The sequence below is a fragment of the Bradyrhizobium sp. I1.14.4 genome (assembly GCF_050435825.1).
In the GTDB taxonomy this organism is placed as follows: Bacteria; Pseudomonadota; Alphaproteobacteria; order Rhizobiales; family Xanthobacteraceae; genus Bradyrhizobium.
In genome coordinates, this window is record NZ_JBNDLA010000066.1 from 1 (window position 1) to 3317 (window position 3317).

Sequence of the window (3317 nt, forward strand, 5' to 3'; positions counted from 1 at the left end):
TCCTTCGTCCACATGGGCGCCCCTTCAAATTCGGACCGCCTCCCTTGAATCACAAACGATTCCGATGATTCAAGATGTTCTCGGACAGATACTTAAGCATTTCGACATGCAGGCGGACGTGCGGCTGCAAGGCAGGATCATCCGCTCCGGCCTCTCGACCGGCGCGACCAGCGAAGCCGCCGGCGACCAGCGCAGGGCTGCCAGGCGCAACGTCGCGCGGGCGGCGCGGATCAGCTTTGCGCGGCACAGCATGACCTGCATCGTGCGCAACCTTTCGGCGACCGGCGCCGCGGTCGAGGCCACCGATCCCGCTGATATCCCCGACAGCTTCCGCCTTGTGCTGGAAATGGAGGCGACCGAGCGGCGCTGCCGCGTGGTCTGGCGCAGGAAAGGCCGGATCGGCGTCCAGTTCAGCTGAGCTTCCCGATCCGCCCGAGATGGGTGTAGCCGAAGCCGGCGGAGTATTTCAGCCCGTAGCCGAGCGCGCGGTCGATCCCGATATGGGCAAGCCAGATCATCGCAATCGAGAGCACCAGGGGAGCCGCGGTGGCAAAGCCCAGCGTCATCAGCGCCACCGGCGCGAGATAGGTGTGGGCGGCGTTGTAGACGATGGCGCCGACCCGGGGGCCGGCGAGATAGGCGGCGAAGCTCAGATCCGGCACCAGGAACAGCAGGACATAAACCAACCACGAGCCCTCCCACTGGGCATAGAGCAGGGTCATGCCGAGGAACAGCACAAGCCCCTCCAGCCGGAGCAGGGTGCGCACCCTGCCGGTTGCCGCGCCGGTCTCCGTCACGGTTGTTTCGGTCATCGCTGTCTCCCCCAGATGTCGGAAAATCCTACCGTTTTTGCGTTCCACGCCGCCCACAAGCGGCTTTCCGGTTCCGAAATGGCCGTGCTAAAGCCATTCCGAACGAAGCGGACCCGCACCTCGCGCCGGGACGCGGACTGTAGCTAACACGGGCGGAAACAAATGAAAGACATCCTCGATACCCTCGAAGAGCGGCGCGCCGGCGCCAAGCTGGGCGGCGGCGAAAAGCGCATCGAGGCGCAGCACGCCCGCGGCAAGCTCACCGCCCGCGAGCGGATCGAGCTCCTGCTGGACAAGGGCTCGTTCGAGGAACTCGATATGTTCGTCGAGCACCGCTCGATCGAGTTCGGCATGGAGAAGAGCAAGATCCCCGGCGACGGCGTCGTCACCGGCTGGGGCACCGTCAACGGCCGCAAGACCTTCGTGTTCGCCAAGGATTTTACGGTGTTCGGAGGCTCGCTGTCGGAAACCCACGCGCTGAAGATCACAAAACTTCAAGACATGGCGATGAAGGCGAGGGCGCCGATCATCGGCCTCTACGACGCCGGCGGCGCGCGCATCCAGGAAGGCGTAGCTGCCTTGGCGGGCTATTCCTACGTGTTCCGCCGCAACGTCATTGCCTCCGGCGTGATCCCGCAGATCTCCGTCATCATGGGCCCCTGTGCCGGCGGCGACGTCTATTCGCCTGCCATGACCGACTTCATCTTCATGGTGAAGAACACCAGCTACATGTTCGTCACCGGCCCCGACGTGGTGAAGACCGTCACCAACGAGGTGGTGACGGCCGAGGAACTCGGCGGCGCCTCGGTGCACGCGACGCGCTCCTCGATCGCCGACGGCGCATTCGAGAACGACGTCGATGCGCTGCTGCAGATGCGCCGCCTGATCGACTTCCTGCCGTCGAACAACACCGACGGCGTGCCGGAATGGCCGAGCTTCGACGATATCGGCCGCCTCGACATGTCGCTCGACACGCTGATCCCCGACAATCCGAACAAGCCCTACGACATGAAGGAATTGATCCTGAAGGTCGTCGACGAGGGCGACTTCTTCGAGATCTCGGAGACCTTCGCCAGGAACATCGTCACTGGCTTCGGCCGCATCGCCGGCCGCACCGTCGGCTTCGTCGCCAACCAGCCGATGGTGCTGGCGGGCGTGCTCGACAGCGATGCCTCGCGCAAGGCCGCGCGCTTCGTGCGTTTCTGCGATGCCTTCAACATCGCGATCGTCACCTTCGTCGACGTGCCGGGCTTCCTGCCGGGCACCGCCCAGGAATATGGCGGCCTGATCAAGCACGGCGCCAAGCTGCTGTTCGCCTATTCGCAGTGCACGGTGCCGCTCGTCACCATCATCACCCGCAAGGCCTATGGCGGCGCGTTCGACGTCATGGCCTCGAAGGAGATCGGCGCCGACATGAACTACGCCTGGCCGACCGCCCAGATCGCGGTGATGGGCGCCAAGGGCGCGGTTGAGATCATCTTCCGCAGTGACATCGGCGACCCCGACAAGATCGCCGCGCGCACCAAGGAATACGAAGACCGCTTCCTGTCGCCCTTCATCGCCGCCGAGCGCGGTTACATCGACGACGTCATCATGCCGCATTCGACCAGGCGCCGGATCGCGCGGGCACTCGCGATGCTCAGGGATAAGAAGGTGGAGATTCCGGCGAAGAAGCACGACAATCTGCCGTTGTGAGGGGAGCGAAGGGTGGGTTAGCGCTAGCGTAACCCCCCACCTTCGTACGGCACGATCGGCGGCGGGTTACGGCTTTCGCATGACCGGCGCTACAGGTTCGAATGTGATGTCCGAAGACGAGCCGACCGACGAGATTTCGGAGATCGAGGCGCAGATCGAGGAGCTTGCCGAGAGCGCCGAACGGTCTCGCAGGATCATTCTCGGCTCGAAGGTCGCGATCGCGGGCGGGTTCGTGCTGCTACTTGTCACGCTGCTCGGCCTGCTCGGCTCGGGTGAGACCGCGGCACTCGGGTCTATTGCGCTGGTGCTTGGCGGCATCGTGTCGCTCGGATCGAATGTCAGCACGCTGCGGCAGACCGAAGCCGCCATCAGCACGGCCGAGGCGCGCCGGGCGCGGCTGATCGGCGGCATCGATCTGCGTCTGGTTCATGACGCGCCGCTGAAGCTGATGTGAGGCGCGACGGCGCGATTGATTTGGGTTGCCTGCAAGTCAAATCTGGCTAGGCCGCCTGCGACATAGTAACTCGACGGGCAACACAGCAAAAACGCGTCAAGCCCGTCATAAGAAAATATTCCGCTTGGCGTTTCACCCAACTCAGATGTTCAATCTGCCCGTCTCACCCGATCGAGGGGCGCTTCGCGATCGTCACGAACGCGGTGTGAGATGCGGTGGACGCCGATGTCACGACTGACGAGAGTGGCTGAAGCGGACGGTGAAGTCGTGTGGTCCTGACGCCCTAGTGGTAGGTGTCTTTTCGCATTGCGCGATGCGCGTTGTGAAGACGGTGACAAGCAAGCCCAGTCTCGCCG

The 3317-nt window shown here is 63.8% G+C and carries 4 protein-coding genes; 3 read left to right on the forward strand and 1 reads right to left on the reverse strand.

The features are described from left to right. Positions 1-64: 64 nt before the first annotated feature. On the forward strand, positions 65-418 hold the full coding sequence (locus tag ABIB78_RS38625; RefSeq protein WP_429034279.1) for a PilZ domain-containing protein: 354 nt from the start codon (positions 65-67) through the stop codon (positions 416-418). Here ABIB78_RS38625 and ABIB78_RS38630 read toward each other — a convergent pair. Then, positions 411-812, reverse strand: a complete 402-nt coding sequence (locus ABIB78_RS38630) for a DUF4260 domain-containing protein (RefSeq protein ID WP_429034280.1) — start codon at positions 810-812, stop codon at positions 411-413. The genes ABIB78_RS38625 and ABIB78_RS38630 overlap by 8 nt on opposite strands. Before the next feature lie 162 nt (positions 813-974). On the opposite strand from ABIB78_RS38630, the gene ABIB78_RS38635 reads away from it, so the two are divergent. Beyond that, positions 975-2507: an acyl-CoA carboxylase subunit beta gene (locus tag ABIB78_RS38635; RefSeq protein WP_429034281.1), complete on the forward strand. Its 1533-nt coding sequence runs from the start codon at positions 975-977 to the stop codon at positions 2505-2507. Between the two features lie 106 nt (positions 2508-2613). Continuing rightward, on the forward strand, positions 2614-2961 hold the full coding sequence (locus tag ABIB78_RS38640; RefSeq protein ID WP_429034282.1) for a hypothetical protein: 348 nt from the start codon (positions 2614-2616) through the stop codon (positions 2959-2961). The last annotated feature ends 356 nt before the right edge of the window (positions 2962-3317 follow it).

Coding starts and splice junctions, on each gene's coding strand:
- ABIB78_RS38625 (WP_429034279.1), top strand. CDS start 65: ATGATTCAAGATGTTCTCGGACAGATACTTAAGCATTTCGACATGCAG.
- ABIB78_RS38630 (WP_429034280.1), bottom strand. CDS start 812: ATGACCGAAACAACCGTGACGGAGACCGGCGCGGCAACCGGCAGGGTG.
- ABIB78_RS38640 (WP_429034282.1), top strand. CDS start 2,614: ATGTCCGAAGACGAGCCGACCGACGAGATTTCGGAGATCGAGGCGCAG.
- ABIB78_RS38635 (WP_429034281.1), top strand. CDS start 975: ATGAAAGACATCCTCGATACCCTCGAAGAGCGGCGCGCCGGCGCCAAG.